The following is a 17,129-nucleotide window of genomic DNA, read 5'->3' as shown; positions in this document are numbered from 1 at the left end:
CAATCTATGAGAAGGCCCCTCTTCCACCTGAAGTTGGACCCTCACTCCGTTTTTACTTTTTGAAAAACCATGGCAACGTCACCAACAATGACACTCCTGCCGCAACAGCGTACCATTTGCTGCTTGATGCAGATTGCTTATCATCGCTTTTTTGAACTCGCTTTTCGCGTTCATGTTGCTGTTTAGCTAGCTCTGGTGTCATCTTTTCTCTGTCCTCCTGATTAACGCCAAATCCCTTCAGGAAAATCATGAGAACGTTCATTCCTTCGATCACTTCAGGATCTTTTAAGGAACCTAGAAGGGCGGGGTAGCCGCCTCCTTCTTTTCCATAATGCTCATAGGCAGCTACCCTGGAAACAGCAGTATTCAACTTTAAAAGGATTGGCTCCAGTTCTTCCACATTGAACTTTCCAAGTACATCAAACAGGAGAAGTGTATTTTTCATCGACTTGGTTGCATCTGATCCGTCAATGGCTGTCACGACCCGTTCAAGCACCTGATCTCCTTCGGCAAAAAGTGCATGGAGTATGTTAAATATCTCCTTGTCTCGAAACTGGTTCATCAGCTTCAGTGCATCCGAAACCGCTTCTTTATTTTGTAGCAAGGTTGCCTCCAATTGCTTCCACTCACGTTCCCGTGCTTCTTCTTCGCTTGGTTCGGTGCGATGGATGACCCTAGTCGCTTTAGCCATTGCTTCTTGACCTCCTTGCCTTTACAACATCACCAGGGAAGGTGTAATCGCTGCGTGCCCATTTCCTTTCTACTTGTACACCGATTTGCGGCTGCGGATTCCCGTACCGGTGGTTGATTTTCGGGAGCGGACTTTCCCCTTTGACCTCAAGGATTTCCATTTTTACCTGAACTTCCTTATACGCAGGGGTCGAGGTATCTTTATCAGCATGAAAGCTCGTCAGGTAATTGATTGCCCCTTCTCCCGAGGTATTCATCGGCAAATATAACTCATGACCCTTGACTCGATCTGTCACGATGCAGGAAACCTTCGCCCTTCCGTATGGAGAAATCAGTCGGACTACCGTTCCATCTTCCACCCCACGCTCTTCCGCCAGTTCAGGCGATACTTCAAGGAAGACACGTGGTGTTTTTTTCGAGATTGCTTCGGACTTATAGGTCATGTTTCCCTCGTGAAAATGTTCAAGTATACGCCCATTATTGACATGGAGGTCGTATTCGTCTCCGAAGTCAATCGGCTTTGTCCACTCAACAGGATAGAGTCTTGCTTTTCCATCCGGAAATGGGAATTCATCTTTGAACAAAAGTGGCGTATCCGTTCCGTCCGCCGCTACCGGCCACTGCAAGCTATTATACCCTTCTAAACGATCGTAGCGAACACCGGCGAACATTGGGGTAAGGGAAGCCGCCTCATCCATAATTTCACTTGGATGCGTATAGTTCCATTCTGCCCCGAGACGATTAGCGATGTCTTGAATGATCTGCCAATCCGGTTTCGATCCGCCTAGTGGTTCGAGCACTTGGTACAACCGCTGGAAACGACGCTCCGTATTGGTGAATGTTCCATCTTTTTCAAGACTAGGACTGGCTGGCAGAACCACATCTGCAAATTCGGCTGTTTTGGAGAAAAACACATCCTGGATCACGAAAAAATCCAGTTTCTCAAATGCTGCCTGCACATAGTTGGCATCTGAATCAACCACAGCCATTTCTTCGCCTTTTATATACATAGCATTCAGGCTACCATCATGAATCGCTTCCACCATTTGATGGTTATTAAGCCCTGGCTCCGTTGAAAGCTCTACTTCCCACTTTTTCTCATAACGGGTACGAACGTCATCATCTGACACAAGTTCATAGCCTGGGAACCGGTCTGGCATACTACCAAAGTCACTGGCCCCTTGAACGTTGTTGTGACCGCGCAATGGATAAGTTCCTGCTCCTGGCTTCATGTAATTGCCTGTAATCAGCATTAAATTAGAAATTGCTGTGCTCGCGTCGCTTCCTCCCCCATGTTGCGTAATACCCATCGCCCACAGGAAACATGCAGTATCCGCTTCATGGAGCGATGTGGCAATTTCTATCAATTCCTTCTTTGAGATGTTCGTTACTTTTTCCGCATAGTCAAGCGTATATGGATCCAAGCTCTTGATATAGTCTTCCATGCCATTGACATGTGTTTTCAAAAATTCCTTATCTTGCCATCCCTGATCCACGATGTATTTTGTCACAGCGGATATCCAAACAAGATCACTGCCTGCTGCCGGTTGAACAAATTGATCTGCCCGGTCCGCCATTTCATGCCTGCGAAGATCAGCGACAATTACTTTCTGACCATGTAGTTTTTGGGCGCGCTTAACTCTCGTTGCAAGTACGGGATGTGCTTCCGCCGTGTTGGATCCAGTTATGATGATAAGTTCTGCATTTCCAATATCCTCAATCGACCCAGAGTCTCCCCCGTATCCAACTGTACGCCACAGCCCCATCGTTGCCGGAGACTGACAGTAACGGGAGCAATTATCAATATTGTTTGTCCCAATTACAGAACGACTCAGTTTTTGCATGAGATAGGATTCTTCATTTGTACATTTAGAAGAAGAAACAAACGCAAGTGAATCGGGCCCTTTTTTCTTTATCTGTTCTTTGAATTTCTGTTCAATTAAACCATACGCCTCTTCCCATTCTGCTTCGCGAAATCCGTCTCCCTCACGAATCAATGGTTTTGTCAGGCGTTCTTCGCTATTAACAAAATCCCAGCCAAATTTCCCCTTCACACAAGTGGAAATGCCGTTCGCTGGAGCATCCTGATGTGGCTCTACCTTCAATATTTGTCTGTCTTTCGTCCATACATCAAAGGAGCACCCAACCCCGCAGTACGTACAAACGGTTTTTGTTTTTTCAATACGGTCTTCCCGCATGGAAGCTTCCACGTCAGAGATAGCCATCAGCTGTTCATAACCCGTTTCTACTTCTTTTGTGATGTTAATGAGTGGACGCATCGAAGACTCCGGAAGCATTCCAGCCAAGAAGCCAGCTTCTCCTTCCATTCCCACTTCCATCATGGCATTACACGGACAGACCGTCGAGCAATGCCCGCAATTGACACAGGAGGATTCATCAATCGACGTGTCATTATCCCAAATTACACGCGGACGCTCCCGCTCCCAGTCAATGGTTAATGTCTCGGTCACCTGAACATCCTGACAGGCCTCCACACATAGACCACACAGAATACACTGATCCGGATCATACCGGTAAAAGGAATTGCGATTCACCTCGTAACCCTTCGATTCAAAAGGTGTCTCCTGATGACTCGTCTTCATTTCTTTGACAGCGTTATGTATCTCGCAATCGCCATTATTAAAATCGCAAATCGTGCAATACAATTCATGCTTACCCAAAACCCTGTCCAATCCCAGAACCTGCGCCTCATGTGCTTCTTCCCCGTTGGTATGGATGACATCCCCATCAGCCAGTTTTGTAGAACATGACCTGACCAATTCACCGTTCACACTGACAATACATGTGTCACACGTTTCAATCGGACCAAGACTTGGATGGTAACACAGACTTGGTACCTCCACGTTATTTGCAGTCATCGTATCCAACGCAGTCTGGGCTTCTCCCACAGTTACTTGCTTTCCATTCAGTGTAACTTCCACATCCTTCTGCAAAAAATGACCCCTTCCTTTTATTTAGTTTCCCTGTTTGCAAACTACGCACCTATTGCGACGTATCACACTCTCTATTCACTATTTTCAAATATTTACAATTATTTTTTAGAGAAATTAGCCTGTAAGCAGTAGGAAAAGTTTATATTTTGTATGTAAAAAGGTATTCTTATGTAGTAATGAAAATTAATTAGTATAACGAATGTAAATTTATTCAGGTGAATTTCCAATTTGCCTTTTTTCGTGATAATTGGTGGCTCGCTCAAGGAGAGTCATGGTGGATTCCTATCTGCTAAGAAAATTGGGAACCCCTTTAATTGATAGAGGAACTTACCTTACCTTTATTCTCATATGCAGAAGTTTATGTTCTATTGTCAAAATTGTTTATCATTTTATGTTCCTTCATCCTATCACAATATTGTCTAAAAAGTAAACGGATACATTAGTTAAATTGTGCTTTGCGATCATTGGTATTATCACGTTTATAAGGCATACACCAAGATAGCGATCCCTGGTATATGCCTATCCTAATCCCTATCTGTCGTGTCAATTGTTCCATCTATATGTAGTGTCTTTACATAAAAGTCAAGTTCTATTGACTTTCAAAAGCAACATCAGATAGCGCATCTTTATTTAAAATTTTTATATTGCGATGTCCCTTCTGTTCAATCAATCCAGTTGTTTGAAGGCTTGCTAACTTTCTACTAATCGTTTCCTGTGTAGTGCCTAAGTATGATGCAAGATCTTTTTTACTCATTGGTAGTACAATGTCGACCGTGTTACTTTTATCAGCTAGGTCAAGCAAATAACCGGCCGTACGTGATTCAACATCTTTAGAACTTAATTGGCCCACAAGCTTTTCCGTGTTATCCAGGCGATTACTGAACTGTTCTAATATTTTTACCGCTATCGTTGGATAATCTTTCATCAGATCCTGCATGTCATCACGATGTATGGTGCATATATTGGTATCTTTCATTGCTTCCGCATAACTGTCTAGGTTTTTTTCTGTAAACAGTGCTAATTCACCCATAAATTCTCCGGGATCTAAAATACGTAATAGCTGCTCCTTACCAGATTCAAATAGCTGATAAATCTTCACGCGCCCTTTATGGACAATATACAAATATTCCAGTGGGTCACCTTCACGATAAATGGTTTCCCCTTTTTTAAAATCCTTGTGCCTGCTCTTCTCAGCTATTTTAAGCATCTCGTCATCATCTAGGTGATTAAAAAAAGGGACTTTGGAAACACATAATTGCGAAGGATTTACCTTTTTATTCTCGATCACGAACCCCTCCTTCTCCATTTCCTACAGTATAGCTTAGTTGGATAGAGGTTATGGATTAAAATGCTTACATTATTAACGTATCTGAATTCGTCAACCGCTCTCCGTATAACGAACAGGAAGTGCTGTGATACATTTTTAAAAATTGACCTACGTCAAATCATATAAAATACATTTGTCTTATAATAGAATGGGGATCTCGAGTCTTAACAAAAGGAGGGTAATCATGGCTAAATTATTGATGTTGTATGCTAGCGGGACTGGAAACACAGAATTGATGGCCGAAGCAATGGTTGCATACCTTGAGGATAAAAACCATGAAGTAGTTACCAAAACGTTTGATTTTGACCCGATCGATGTTGAGGAACTATTGGAATATGATGCAATATTAATCGGGACACACACATGGGATGATGGCGACCTGCCATATGAAGTAGAAGATTTTTATGAAGAGATAGATGATGTTAATATTACTGGAAAGCTCTTCGGTGTATTCGGTTCTGCTGACTCATTTTACGATACTTATGGTGGGGCAGTGAATCTGATGGCAGATCGCTTGTCAAAAGCAGGAGCGGTACTAGTTCCCGAGCAACTAAAAGTTGATTTGGAACCAGATCGAGTGGATATTGAGAGATGTGAACAGATGGCTGATACCGTCCTTGTGATGATAGATGAAAAGATGAAAGGAAATGTTTACCTCTGATCTTCCCTATCAACATAAGGTACTAAGATTCACGTTGCAATTTCTAATTTCAATCATACGAATCAACGAGCATGTACATTGTGTACATGCTCGTTTATTCGAAAGGGGTTGGGTAATGTTTCAATCATTTAATTCACTTCAGGAATTGCGGTACGACCTTGCTTCTTTTCCCCCTGTCCGCGTTGTTTATATCGTACTAATCGGATTGCATTGAGGATGACAACCAACACGCTCAGTTCATGAATCAGCATGCCCGATGCAAGGAATATTTTTCCTAACATGACTCCTGCCAGAAGAAAGGCTACCGTTCCGATCGCTACGAAAATATTCTGTTTCATGTTTCGTACGGTTGCTTTTGCTAATGTGTAAGCATATGGGATTTTATCCAGTTTATCTGCCATTAAGACGACATCTGCTGTTTCCATTGCTGCGTCTGTTCCTGCTGCACCCATCGCCATACCCACATCTGCCAGTGCAATTGCTGGTGCGTCATTGATGCCATCACCAACCATTGCGACTTTGTATCCTTCTGCTTTTAATCGTTTAATATGATTCACTTTATCTTCTGGAAGCATTTCTGCAAACACGTGGTCAATTCCTAGCTGTGCTGCTACTTTTTCAGCAGTGTGTTTATTATCACCTGTGAGCATTACCGTTTGTTTAACGCCTGCATCTTTCAATTGTTGAATCGTGCCAATTGCTTCTTGACGAATCTGGTCAGCAACTGAAATAACGCCAGCTAATTTTTCATTTACTCCAACAAAGATTGCGGTATTTCCTTTTTTCTCTTCATCAATTGCATGCGTTTCAATTGCTGGTGACCAGTCAATCCCGTTTTTCCTTAACAGTTTACGATTTCCAATTACTACGGATTTGCCAGCAACCGTGGCGTAGAGGCCATGGCCTTTTTCTACGGTGAAGTTTTCTGGTTCGTTTGTTAGTGCCAATCCACGTTTCTCTGCTTCGCCAACAATGGTTCTCCCTAAATGATGCTCCGAAATAATTTCTGCTTCTGCAGTAATCGTTAAAAATTCTGATTCTTCCATATCAAAAGCTTTCAATCCTGTCACTTCTGGTGCCCCTTTTGTCAGCGTACCAGTTTTATCAAAAACAAGTACATCGATTTTTGCGAGGTTTTCCATTACTTCCCCGCCTTTAACCAATGTGCCATTCTTTGCGCCATTACCGATTCCGGCAACAAGAGAAACTGGTGTTGAGATAACAAGTGCTCCAGGACATGCAATGACCAAGAACGTAATAGACAATTCGAAGTTCTGTGTAAAAATGAGGACAAGAATCGATAGTACTAGAATCCCTGGTGTATAGACATTCGCAAAACGGTCAAGAAATTTTTGTGTTTTTGCTTTAGACTCCTGTGCTTCTTCTACCAGTTCAATAATTTTTGAAAACGCGGTATCATCACCGATTTTTTCCGCTTCTACTTCAACATATCCATTATCAATGATGGTTCCACTGAAAACCTGATCCTCTATTTTTTTATTAGCTGGTATAGATTCCCCGGTTATTGTCGCTTCATTGATAAATGCTTGGCCAGAAATGACTTTCCCATCAATGGCGACTTTCTCGCCAGATTGAATTAAAATACGATCTCCTGTGTCAATCTCACTAATAGGCTTAACGACATGTTCGCCATCTTTCAAAACCGTTGCTTCCATTGGTGCCATTCCCATTAAAGTTTTTAAAGAAGAACGCGTTTTTTCTAGCGTTCGTGCTTCTAAATAGGCACCAAATAAGAACAAGAATGTAACGGCTGCGGATTCAACGTACTCTCCGATAAATAGAGCACCTATTACAGCTATTGTAACAAGTAATTCTATACTGAATGCTTTCATCATGGTGGTTTGTATTGCTTTTTTAGCAATAGAATATCCAGCGATAAAGGTTGCTACAATTAAAGCTATGTCTTTCCAAACTGCCATATCCATAAAATGAAATAATAATGCTAAAACCAATAAACTTCCTGAAGCTATAACCACATGAATCTTTTTCACTTTACCCATTTTCATTAACCCCTTTCGACTTTTTAGTAGCTACCCTATATAGAGCAGCTACTAGTTCGTGTTCAAAAAGGAGGATAAAAAGGACCGCGTCGGTTAAGTTCGCCACGTCCTGTGGCACCACCGACACTAGCACATCGTGTGCGTCGAAAGTTCGAGGCGGCGTAGCTTTGAGTAGCAGAACGTATGCAATTAATACGTGAGCAAACGTTCTAGCACGCAGGAAAAGTGTATTTCTTTTCCAAGGAACGGAAAAGCAAGCCAACGAAGTAATTCGATGTGTCATTTTTACCGGATTTTTTGAACATCCTCTACTAGTTCTATGAAACTACTGGATAACCGAGATTCTCAATTGTAGCCTTTAATTCATCTGATGTGACTTGTTCCTGATCAAATGTTGCCTTTACTTTACTGGAGTTGAACATCACTTTCGCTTCTTCGACTCCATTCATTTTCCCTAGTTTTCCTTCAATTTTCTTGATACATGATGGACAAGTTAACGGCTCTAATTGATATTTAATGGTTTTCATTTTTTGTCCCTCCTTTGTTTTCTATCTTTAGTATAAGGCGTTTTTAAACTTAGTTCCTTGACGCAGGTCAAAATTTATAAAGGTTATTTATATTTTTTGTAAAGGCTGTTTTCTAAAGAATTGAGACTGCGGTTACTCGTCCCACCGAAATAAATTGTTGGTCTGACACAAAATCTATAAAAGACGACGTAACTACCAGGTTGATTTCCACTGCGTACAGTCGCTTTCCGCGGGCACGGCTTCAGCCTCCTCGCAGAAAACCGCTGCTGCGGGGTCTCCAGACTCGTGCTATTCCCACAGGAGTCGACTGTACTCCGCTCCAATCAACCTTCATAAGAGTGCATGGCTATATTTGTTATATAATTAAGGTCGACTAAAACCGTTCTTTGCGAACAACGTCGACATACCCTTTGCCAGGGGAAGGAGGCTCACGGGTCACCCGTGGAAAGCGAAGTGTATTTCCGTAGCGGGGTAAAAGTATCATCCTTCATTTCAAGTTACGCCGTCTTTTATATCAACTACGAAGATTTAAAAGAAAAACACTTACGAAAAGGGCTTGTAAAGACTGTTTCATATGCTCCTTTGCTATATGCAACCGCAGTCCGAATACACTTTGCTCCCACAACTTTAAGGACAGCCAAATAACTATAGAGGTATGTTGGCCTGCCAAAAAAATAACCCGACCCTCCACAGCGATTAACTTTGGTAGGTCGGATTATTAAAAACAAAATATAGAACGAACTTTATTTGCTTTTTGCACGTTGCAGTTTAACAAATTTATCCTCATATTTTCGTTTCTTTTTCGGATTATCCATACGTGTAAAAAATTCAATCATTCCAGCTAATGCCTCTTGTACCATTTCCTGATCGGGCATTTTCTCGATCTGTTTAAATCCTTTTTCATAATAAAATGCTGCCTTTTGCAGATCATTGTCCTCTTTGTTTTCATAACAATAAGCCAGACGCATACAAATCATACCTGATTCCTCAGGAAAGCCGGGTTGTAGTTGTTCATGGATTGTTAGTGCTTCCTGAAAGTACACGTAAGCCTCCTCTAACTTATCCTGGTTTCTCAAATTAAATCCAATATCCTGAAGTGTATCCGCATAGCCCTTCGATTGTTTCCGTCCGTCTTTAGCAAGTTCCTGTAATGAATCCTGAAAAAAGGAAAATGCTTGTTCATACAATTCTTTTTCGGAATAAACTTTTCCCAATGCATGGAAAAATTGAAGTTTCATTTTAGGAAAACCATCCGAGAGATCCAACCCTTTTTCCAAATTGTGTTCTGCTTGATCCCACTCGTTTATGGTGATGGACAGTGTCCCTATTTTCGAGTAGACGTACACAATGAGGAAATGATTTTCCTTATAAAAGCTATCCATCTGATCAAGGGATCGTTTGTAATACTTGATCGCTCTGGGGATACCTCCCATCGTTTCATCTAGTTCACCTAATAGCAAATTCCCCTTCGCTATATCTATATGCTTGTCTTCATAAACGTCTTCAAACAGCTTCAAGGCTTGTGTAATCGTTCTTCGAGCTTTTTTCGCATCGATATAGAAGTAGATTTCCCCAATTTTAAGTAACGTTTTTCCCTCAGATACCTTATCCTCACTCTGTTGATTTGTTTCCAACAATTGTTGATATAGAGATAAAGCCTTGTTGTAATCCTTCATACGAATGTATACATCAGAAATGAGAGCGGTTGTCTGGCCAATGATGAGATCTTTTTTGTTTACTGATTTGCGAAAGTAGTTCAGCGCCTGCTCCAGATAACGAACACCAAAGTCATCATTCTTTTCATCTAAATACACCTTACCTAAACTGCTGTATGCCATTCCATATGTATACATATCCTGCCAATTAATTGATTTCAGCATATCTAATAATTCATTTACCAATTCCATAGCCTTTGGTAGGTGCTTTTGTTCTCTTTCCAGCTCAGCATAATCCAAAAAGGTATCTATCACGAACCCTGGATATTCATTCTCCATTCCTTTTATATGTAACGCTTGCTTGCTGTAATGCACAGATTTAGTATAATTCTTATCCCTTTTATAAAACGCGGCCATTGTGTGTAATGAAAGAAAGTGTACGTCATCCCTTATTTCATCATTCACTTCAAGAATACTTTCTAATTCCTGAACGTCCTCTCGAGCTAATTCATATTCCTGTCCGTTTACATGACGATTAATCTTCTCTCTTACTGACAGGATGTGCTCTCGTAGCTCTTTGGTTATCATTCGTCACACCCCTTTTTCAGAAAATAATATGAATCACGATTAGGAAAAACAATATCATCCCTAAGCGCAAATGAATTATTCGTAGTTTTCCAGATGGTTTCATAAGCCTCATCCACCCCGTAACAACCATGCCAATTAGAGCGATACCTGTCAGCAATCCGCTTATCATCTTCCCATTTTGCCAGTAAAATCCATAACGATTAATGGTAAGCCACGCATGCATCATAATAAGTAGTAGAGCCGCTGTACCAATCCACCTATGAAATGGCATTATTTTTTTGGATATATTTGCAAGCTTTATCTTTGTGTTTCGATCCGAAGAGGAACGTATTGTAGAAAAAACAGCATGTCTAGTCCAATTGAATAGAATGAAAAATAGACCCAATAAACCAAATAAAATATGAATCCTTATAATTGGAAAAGTGCTACTTGTCACGATTACCCATATCGCCAGGACCAATACTAATATATTGAAATAAAACCATTTGTTCATCTAAATAAACCCTTTTCTTCTCTGTCCAATCTCTAATTCTATTTAAACATTCTTTGCATAATGTTGATGTGATAAATATCACACATTTGGCACACCCACTTCGTTACTTATCTTCATTTTTTTTACTGTTTTTATCGCAGTTATGTGATGTTTTTCACTGTTATATAAATGATTATCATTTAGTCTAATAAGAACTAGTTATTTTTAGAAAACTTGGCTTATCGCCAAGCTTTATGGCGATAGCCTTAGTTGCACTTATGCAGTAAGAAAGTTTTTATACTTTCTTATCTGCTAAAGAAAGGAAGGAAACGTTTAATGAGAAATCCATCTCTTCAATTGTCACTACAAACTTCCAGTCTAGTTGTTGGATTTATGATGTGGGTCTTAATATCCTCCTTGATGCCCAGCATTCAAGAGGATATTGCATTAACTCCTGGACAGGTTTCCCTCGTAACTGCGATACCAGTTATTTTGGGGTCATTATTACGAATTCCAGTTGGTTTTTATACCAATCGATTTGGTGCCAGAACGATTAATCTTATTAGTCTTATAACCCTTTTATTTCCTGTGTTCTATATTAGTATTGCTGATTCTTTCATTGATTTAGTGATTGGAGGTTTTATTTTAGGCGTTGGGGGAGCAACGTTCTCTATCGGGGTTACATCATTACCAAAGTATTACCCAAAGGAAAAGCATGGTCTTATTAATGGTATTTATGGGGTTGGTAACATTGGTACTGCCATAACTACTTTCGCCGCTCCTGTTATCGCCGAGTCAATCGGATGGCAACAAACCGTTCAGTTGTATTTAATTCTAATTATCCTATTTGCTGCATTGAATTTCATTTTAGGAGATAAAAAGGAAACAAAAGTAAAAAATTCAATGCTTGAACAAATAAAAGGCGTATACCGCAACTCAACGTTATGGTTTCTAAGCTTGTTTTATTTTGTAACTTTCGGGGCATTTGTGGCATTCACGGTGTTTTTACCCAATTTTTTAGTGAACAATTTCAATTTAACCCCTGTTGATGCTGGGTTAAGAACTGCCGGTTTCATTACGCTCGCAACATTCGTACGACCGCTTGGTGGTTGGTTAGCAGACAAATTTAATGCCTATATTATTTTAATGTTTATATTTGTTGGTGTTACCATTTCTGGAATTCTTTTATCATTTTCACCGAATATTGAATGGTACTCCGTAGGCTCATTAGCTGTTGCTATTGCTGTCGGTATAGGAAATGGTACAATATTCAAACTTGTTCCGTTTCACTTCTCCAAACAAGCTGGTATTGTTAATGGAATTGTATCGGCTATGGGGGGCTTAGGAGGATTCTTCCCTCCAATACTATTAACAACCGTCTATAATATGACTGGCACCTATGCAATTGGATTTATGGCGCTTTCTCAATTTGCGCTCGTAAGTTTTGTTATTGTTATTTTCATGTATTATCAAGACCACAAGAATATTGAAAGAAAAATAGTCGACGGATCGACTGAGGGGATTATGGTAACCGATAGAAATGGAGACATTCAATATGTTAATCCTGCTTTCACACAAATGACTGGATACACAGCAGTAGAAGCAATTGGAAGCAAGTCAACCCTTTTGAATTCAGGAAAACATGACCCTTCCTTCTATAATGAAATGTGGACGACGATTTATGAAAATGGTTATTGGAAAGGAGAAATCTGGAACAAACGAAATAACGGAGAACTATTCAAGGTATTGGTTACCATACACTCTATTAACAATAATGTTGATGAAATAAAGTATTACGTCGGAAGATTTACCGACCTATCAAATTCAGCTGAAGAATTAAAGGAATAGCATAAATGCATGACGATAAGCCAAGTTTTCTAATAATAAGTGAGTTAGATCACAGAAAAGCTTGGTCAAATAGCTTATCATCTAATCAAGTCAAATTTTAGGAGGTAAGCAAATGAGTACATTCACCGCTGAGCATACACCAGCACATATTGTAAAGATCTTCCCTAAGGCTAGTGATTTATTTAAGGAAAATCAGATTGACTTTTGCTGTGGTGGGGATCGATTACTAAAGGAGACCTTTGCCAAGAACAACCTTGATGAAACAGCTGTTTTGTCAAAACTAAATACAGCTTATGAAAGCTGGAAAAAGGAAGATCATCACGTAACAGATTGGGATACGGTACCGCTCACAGAGCTCGTTGATCATATTATCTATAATCACCATATCTATTTAACAGAGGAGCTCCCTGCATTAGGAGAGTTCGTTACGAAAGTTTTCCGTAAACACGGGTCAGATCAACCCCATTTAAAAGAGCTACATCGTTTATATCACGACTTTAAAGTTGAAATGGAAGAACATACAATGAAAGAAGAGCAAGAAGTTTTCCCTTTAGTAAAAGAATATGAAATAAATCCTAGCGAAGCGCTTTTACAAGAGATCCGTGAAGCAAATGGTGAATTAGAGGAAGAACATGATGCAACCGGAGATATGTTAAAAAGAATGCGAGTCATTACTGACGGATTTCAACCACATGCACATGCATGCGGTTCCTATCAAATCACCTATGCTCGATTAGCAGAGTTGGAAGAGAACACATTCCAACATATTCATTTAGAAAATAACGTGTTGTTTAAGAGATTATAATTAAAATGGGGGCGACATATTTATGTCGCCCCCATTTTAATCTGCCATCAATACAAATAGCATAACTCTGGAAGTTTCTATTGGACGATCTAATAACATACCTGCATTCCTACCCCATTTCGAGAATTCCTTTTAATATTCCAAAAAAATCGCCCAATTCTCTAAAAATTGATCTGCATCAAGGAATTCAACAAAGAAATAGGTGATAATTGAAACATAGGAGGAGATCTATATGAAACTAAACACGGCACCATGCAACTGTCACAGTGGGGTAGATGAGATGATCAATGAAGGATTCGGTGGTGGGTTCATTATTTACGAATACGACAGGAAGAAGTTAGAGTCAACGCAAAAGAAATACGAAGCAAAGGCTACTAACCCTGGTTATGCAGAAGAGAGTGATGCGAAATGGAACTGATTTTTATTCTAGGCCTCATATCCCTTGCCGGTTTTATAATCTTACGCTCAGCAAAACTTTTCACCATTCAATTATTACTCGTTCTCTCCATTTTCGCTATAGAAGCAACAGGAGTTACTGTATTACCTACTGTATGGAGCGTTATTCAGATGATCCTTGGAGTTTTCTTTATCTTTAAGTTCACTAAAGCAATCGACCAAAATTATCAGCTTGTTCTAGAAAAAACACACCAAGTACCATCTGATTTAACTACGGGGGGGTTCCAATGGTAGTAAATCATACTTTATATAAAAAACTTTCAATGCAACACTGGGTATAAGGGTTTTCCAAGAGGAGAGATAGGTATGAGAAAAACAATTGCTTTCCTTTTTATTATACTAGCATTGCCTTCGCTTTCACTTATCGCAATTGCATACTCGAATTATGTAAAAGAGCTGAATGATGCATTACATGTTAATCCAGAAGAGGTTACCAAAATAACGGTAGGAAGTTCTGAAAGTAAAGGTCAATATAAAAGCACGAGAGAGGAAGAAAAAATAAATATTCTAATGAACTATCTGAACCAAGTCGACTACCAAAGGCTTTCCGGAGATCAAACTTCCTACATGCCTACAAAAGCAAGTATCATTTACTTCAATGAAAATGAAAAGCAGAGTTTTATGGTGCCGTATGAGACGGAAGCTATGATCGACCATAAGGTTTACAAGATAAAAAATGGCACGATTGAGGACAGCTTCCTTATAGAACTTTATCATTCTATGGATTGAAATAACTATCATCATACTCTTCGTTATAAATACGACACCGCACTGAATGAAGTTTCATTTTATATGTATCATTTTTCCAGGAGTATATAAAAGACGGCTGCTTTCTAATAGATTAGGACCGCAGTTACGCTTCCCACCGAAAAGAATTGTTGTTATTGGCAGATAGGAAAAGTATAAAACTTTCCTACTGCATAAGTACAACTTAAGGCACTAAGTTTTCTAAACACAAAATCTATAAAAGAAGAAGTAACTACCAGGTTGATTTTCGCTACGTACAGTCGCTTTCCGCGGGCACGGCCTCAGCCTCCTCGCAGGAAACCGCTGCTGTGGGGTCTTCAGACTCGTGCTATTCCCGCAGGAGTCGACTGTACTCCGCCCCAATCAACCTTCATAAGAGTGCATGACTATATTTGTTATATAATTAAGCAATTTTGATGAAGTTGAAAAGCATCTTACCAGCGAAGGAAATACACGGAGACTCCTGCGGGAACAGTGGCCAGAGTGAGACCCCGCAGATATCAACTGCGAAGAATTGGAAGCAACAAAGGGTTTCGGTGGGACGAGTAAGCCAGTCCCAATGCTTACGAAAGAGCTTAAAAAAAGACAAAGAGAGGGAAAGGTTGGATACCATGCGGGAAATCCTTCTTATCTGTCATATTCCATTCAGTGCTACCATTAGTCCAGTACTGGCAGGAACTGCTTTGGCAGCTTTAGAAGGGCCTATTCGGTATGACATTCTTATTGTACTCCTGCTAGCCGCTCTCTTCATACAAGCATCTGCAAAATATGCTCAATGATTACTATGATTTTAGCAATGGGCAGGATCAGGAAAAATGGGCGGATACTGAAAACGTAAAGGGCCCGTCCCATCACAAAATACCCTACGTTGCCTGGTCCATAATAGGTATGGCAGTTCTCTTAGGTACATGGATTTCCATTCAGACTACTTGGTGGATTGCCTTTATTGGCACGATCGGGATACTAGTCGGGTTTGCCTATTCAGCCGGACAGCACTCTTTAGCCTCCTTAGGTTTAGGCGAAATTGTGGCAGCTGTATTTTTGGGGTTTGTGACGACTGGGCTCGGGTATAGTGTCCAAGGACACGCTATAAATGGTCTAGTCCTAATAATCGCTTTCCTTTTCGCGCTACTGATTGCCACAATGATTCTGACAATTAATATACGTGACTTCAAAAAAGATCAGGGATACCGTAACACATTGGCGATGAGAATCGGACGCCAAAGTGCGATTCGTCTGTTAACAGGTCTTCTCATTACTATTTATCTATGCGTGATGATGCTTATCTTTTTCCAAATTGTTAGCTGGACTGCAATGATCACATTTTTGGCTTTACCACTAGCATATCGGCTTCGCTGGTCTTTTCGCAACACCGCGACGCGGGAAAATGAAATGCGTGCAATGAAATGGGCGGGCTGGCATCACTGGGCATTTGGACTGCTCTTTGTATTAGAGCTTTAGCTCTATGAATGAAATTAGCGAACAGCTAGTAACCACTGTTCGCTTCATCCATTTCATGAGGTCAACCTGTTGCATCATTATTCTTTGAAAACTTGGCATTCGTTAAAGGGATTCTTAGAAAGCGTTCTTTGCTTTGTTAGCAGTTAAGAAAGTTTATCGTTTCCAATCTACGTAGGAAATCACCGGATGTTTATCCTTTTCTTTTATACTCAGATCTTGATCGATACTGCTGCGGTGCCCGTCCTGGATATTTTACAGAGAGACTGAAAATATGGACGAGGTGCGTAAATGGAATCGAAGCAAATAAACCAAAAGCTGAAAGAACATGCAATTTAAAGATAATGGGTACGTTTTCCATTAATTGATACTGTGGCTGGAAAATAAATAAACTTCGAAACCATGGCCCTATCGTTTCTCGGTATTCATAGGCAGTTACTGTTGTATTGTAAATAATCGTCATAAATGTTCCGCTTCCTGCTACAATAAGCAACGCAATAACTGTGAAAAAGTCTGCAAAAGTTGCATGCACGCGAACAGGGTCAACGGTCATTTTTCGAATCAGTAAAATCACGAGACCTGCGACGACCATTAAACCAACAAATCCCCCACCATAGATTGCTCCCATGTGGTACATATGATCCGTTATCCCAATAAACTCATAGAATCCTTTGGGTACTACCATCCCCATCACATGCCCAATAAATGCCAACACGATCCCCCAATGAAATAAAGGCGCCCCAATGCGTAGCCACTTTTTTTCAAAAAACTCTGTTGATGGTGCTGCCCAACTTAACTGACGGAAAGCATAACGATACAGGAGTCCCACAATCATAATTATCATGGTTATATACGGGAAGATGACCCACCAAAAAATGCCGGTCATTTCTATCACCCCTTGGTGTTTAATTGTTGCCTTA

16 protein-coding genes are annotated in these 17,129 nt (G+C 40.3%); 8 read left to right on the top strand and 8 right to left on the bottom strand.

From position 1 onward, the window contains the following. Positions 1-52: 52 nt before the first annotated feature. The 3 genes from OLD84_RS02400 to OLD84_RS02390 form a co-directional block, all read right to left on the bottom strand. Positions 53-691, bottom strand: a complete 639-nt coding sequence (locus OLD84_RS02400; protein WP_209463071.1) for a helical membrane plugin domain-containing protein — start codon at positions 689-691, stop codon at positions 53-55. Beyond that, positions 684-3,644 (bottom strand): formate dehydrogenase subunit alpha, encoded by a 2,961-nt coding sequence (fdhF, locus tag OLD84_RS02395; RefSeq protein ID WP_209463072.1) that lies wholly within the window; start codon positions 3,642-3,644, stop codon positions 684-686. Before fdhF ends, OLD84_RS02400 begins: the two co-directional genes overlap by 8 nt. Before the next feature lie 589 nt (positions 3,645-4,233). Further along, a complete protein-coding gene (locus OLD84_RS02390; RefSeq protein ID WP_264917265.1) occupies positions 4,234-4,932 on the bottom strand; it encodes a Crp/Fnr family transcriptional regulator in 699 nt (232 codons plus the stop codon). A gap of 223 nt (positions 4,933-5,155) precedes the next feature. On the opposite strand from OLD84_RS02390, the gene OLD84_RS02385 reads away from it, so the two are divergent. Beyond that, positions 5,156-5,632 (top strand): flavodoxin domain-containing protein, encoded by a 477-nt coding sequence (locus OLD84_RS02385; RefSeq protein ID WP_209463074.1) that lies wholly within the window; start codon positions 5,156-5,158, stop codon positions 5,630-5,632. A 128-nt stretch (positions 5,633-5,760) separates the two neighbouring features. Here OLD84_RS02385 and OLD84_RS02380 read toward each other — a convergent pair whose 3' ends face one another. From OLD84_RS02380 to OLD84_RS02365, 4 genes are all read right to left on the bottom strand, one after another. Then, entirely contained in the window at positions 5,761-7,653 is a 1,893-nt protein-coding gene (locus OLD84_RS02380) for a heavy metal translocating P-type ATPase (protein ID WP_209463075.1), read from the bottom strand. A 317-nt stretch (positions 7,654-7,970) separates the two neighbouring features. Beyond that, complete coding sequence (locus tag OLD84_RS02375; protein ID WP_209463076.1) at positions 7,971-8,180, bottom strand: heavy-metal-associated domain-containing protein; 210 nt, start codon at positions 8,178-8,180, stop codon at positions 7,971-7,973. A gap of 743 nt (positions 8,181-8,923) precedes the next feature. Then, entirely contained in the window at positions 8,924-10,423 is a 1,500-nt protein-coding gene (locus tag OLD84_RS02370; protein ID WP_209463077.1) for a tetratricopeptide repeat protein, read from the bottom strand. Between the two features lie 16 nt (positions 10,424-10,439). Beyond that, the gene (locus OLD84_RS02365) at positions 10,440-10,916 is read right to left on the bottom strand and encodes a hypothetical protein (protein ID WP_209463078.1); all 477 of its coding nucleotides are present in this window, start codon (positions 10,914-10,916) and stop codon (positions 10,440-10,442) included. A 315-nt stretch (positions 10,917-11,231) separates the two neighbouring features. On the opposite strand from OLD84_RS02365, the gene OLD84_RS02360 reads away from it, so the two are divergent. The 7 genes from OLD84_RS02360 to OLD84_RS02330 all read left to right on the top strand — a co-directional run bounded on the left by OLD84_RS02360 (position 11,232) and on the right by OLD84_RS02330 (position 16,212). Beyond that, the gene (locus OLD84_RS02360) at positions 11,232-12,743 is read left to right on the top strand and encodes a nitrate/nitrite transporter (RefSeq protein ID WP_209463079.1); all 1,512 of its coding nucleotides are present in this window, start codon (positions 11,232-11,234) and stop codon (positions 12,741-12,743) included. 112 nt (positions 12,744-12,855) lie between these two features. Next, the gene (gene ric / locus OLD84_RS02355; RefSeq protein WP_209463080.1) at positions 12,856-13,548 is read left to right on the top strand and encodes an iron-sulfur cluster repair di-iron protein; all 693 of its coding nucleotides are present in this window, start codon (positions 12,856-12,858) and stop codon (positions 13,546-13,548) included. A gap of 232 nt (positions 13,549-13,780) precedes the next feature. Further along, positions 13,781-13,966 (top strand): hypothetical protein, encoded by a 186-nt coding sequence (locus OLD84_RS02350; RefSeq protein WP_209463081.1) that lies wholly within the window; start codon positions 13,781-13,783, stop codon positions 13,964-13,966. After that, on the top strand, positions 13,957-14,238 hold the full coding sequence (locus OLD84_RS02345; RefSeq protein WP_209463082.1) for a hypothetical protein: 282 nt from the start codon (positions 13,957-13,959) through the stop codon (positions 14,236-14,238). Before OLD84_RS02350 ends, OLD84_RS02345 begins: the two co-directional genes overlap by 10 nt. A gap of 72 nt (positions 14,239-14,310) precedes the next feature. Then, positions 14,311-14,733, top strand: coding sequence for a hypothetical protein (locus tag OLD84_RS02340; RefSeq protein WP_209463083.1), 423 nt, complete (start codon positions 14,311-14,313; stop codon positions 14,731-14,733). Positions 14,734-15,353: 620 nt separating this feature from the next. Then, the gene (locus tag OLD84_RS02335) at positions 15,354-15,530 is read left to right on the top strand and encodes a hypothetical protein (RefSeq protein ID WP_245301557.1); all 177 of its coding nucleotides are present in this window, start codon (positions 15,354-15,356) and stop codon (positions 15,528-15,530) included. Then, positions 15,520-16,212: a prenyltransferase gene (locus OLD84_RS02330; protein WP_245301558.1), complete on the top strand. Its 693-nt coding sequence runs from the start codon at positions 15,520-15,522 to the stop codon at positions 16,210-16,212. Before OLD84_RS02335 ends, OLD84_RS02330 begins: the two co-directional genes overlap by 11 nt. 190 nt (positions 16,213-16,402) lie before the next feature. On the opposite strand, the gene narI is transcribed toward OLD84_RS02330, so the two are convergent. Beyond that, positions 16,403-17,095 (bottom strand): respiratory nitrate reductase subunit gamma, encoded by a 693-nt coding sequence (gene narI, locus OLD84_RS02325; RefSeq protein WP_209463084.1) that lies wholly within the window; start codon positions 17,093-17,095, stop codon positions 16,403-16,405. Positions 17,096-17,129 lie beyond the last annotated feature (34 nt).

It is taken from the genome of Virgibacillus natechei (assembly GCF_026013645.1).
GTDB classification, from domain to species: domain Bacteria; phylum Bacillota; class Bacilli; order Bacillales; family Amphibacillaceae; genus Virgibacillus_L; species Virgibacillus_L natechei.
The sequence above is the reverse complement of the archived record's forward strand: the minus strand, read 5'-3'. Positions and strand labels throughout refer to the sequence as shown.

Excerpts from the sequence above, each read along its gene's own strand:
- OLD84_RS02400 (WP_209463071.1), bottom strand. The coding sequence starts at position 691 with ATGGCTAAAGCGACTAGGGTCATCCATCGCACCGAACCAAGCGAAGAA.
- OLD84_RS02385 (WP_209463074.1), top strand. The coding sequence starts at position 5,156 with ATGGCTAAATTATTGATGTTGTATGCTAGCGGGACTGGAAACACAGAA.
- OLD84_RS02380 (WP_209463075.1), bottom strand. The coding sequence starts at position 7,653 with ATGGGTAAAGTGAAAAAGATTCATGTGGTTATAGCTTCAGGAAGTTTA.
- OLD84_RS02375 (WP_209463076.1), bottom strand. The coding sequence starts at position 8,180 with ATGAAAACCATTAAATATCAATTAGAGCCGTTAACTTGTCCATCATGT.
- OLD84_RS02370 (WP_209463077.1), bottom strand. The coding sequence starts at position 10,423 with ATGATAACCAAAGAGCTACGAGAGCACATCCTGTCAGTAAGAGAGAAG.
- OLD84_RS02365 (WP_209463078.1), bottom strand. The coding sequence starts at position 10,916 with ATGAACAAATGGTTTTATTTCAATATATTAGTATTGGTCCTGGCGATA.
- OLD84_RS02360 (WP_209463079.1), top strand. The coding sequence starts at position 11,232 with ATGAGAAATCCATCTCTTCAATTGTCACTACAAACTTCCAGTCTAGTT.
- ric (WP_209463080.1), top strand. The coding sequence starts at position 12,856 with ATGAGTACATTCACCGCTGAGCATACACCAGCACATATTGTAAAGATC.
- OLD84_RS02350 (WP_209463081.1), top strand. The coding sequence starts at position 13,781 with ATGAAACTAAACACGGCACCATGCAACTGTCACAGTGGGGTAGATGAG.
- OLD84_RS02345 (WP_209463082.1), top strand. The coding sequence starts at position 13,957 with ATGGAACTGATTTTTATTCTAGGCCTCATATCCCTTGCCGGTTTTATA.
- OLD84_RS02340 (WP_209463083.1), top strand. The coding sequence starts at position 14,311 with ATGAGAAAAACAATTGCTTTCCTTTTTATTATACTAGCATTGCCTTCG.
- OLD84_RS02330 (WP_245301558.1), top strand. The coding sequence starts at position 15,520 with ATGCTCAATGATTACTATGATTTTAGCAATGGGCAGGATCAGGAAAAA.
- narI (WP_209463084.1), bottom strand. The coding sequence starts at position 17,095 with ATGACCGGCATTTTTTGGTGGGTCATCTTCCCGTATATAACCATGATA.